1 protein-coding gene is annotated in these 385 nt (G+C 34.8%); it reads right to left on the reverse strand.

The genetic code is table 11. The annotated features are described in order from the left end of the window. Window positions 1-385, reverse strand: a 385-nt coding sequence (locus K5S59_RS29730) for a DUF11 domain-containing protein (protein WP_220784129.1), incomplete at both ends; no start/stop codon positions are given.

Here is a 385-nt window from a genome sequence, read left to right on the forward strand (position 1 = left end):
GATCCTGTGGTGTCAATTGAAAAGCAGCGGTAACTGTTGCAGAATTTATAATTGTACTGTTTGAAGGAATAGAAGTTACGAGGACTTGAAATGTTATAGTTGCTACTGTACCTGCAGATAAAGAACCAATATTAATACCAGTGTCTGGACGAACATTTGGAACCGAAGTACCGTTAATAGTTACGCTGTTTTCTATAAATGTTGTACCAGCTGGAATTGTGTCTATAACAGAAGTACTAATTGTCGGAATTGTGGAATCATTAAATACCTCTAATGTGAATGTAATAACATCTCCTATAACGACGATAGATTTGTCTGCTGTTTTCTCAATGTTAATTATTGGCTCGATTAATGTTGTTGTAACGGTATTTGTTTGCTTTGTAAT

This window comes from Bacillus sp. BML-BC051 (assembly GCF_019656175.1).
Classification (GTDB): Bacteria; Bacillota; Bacilli; order Bacillales; family Bacillaceae_G; genus Bacillus_A; species Bacillus_A mobilis.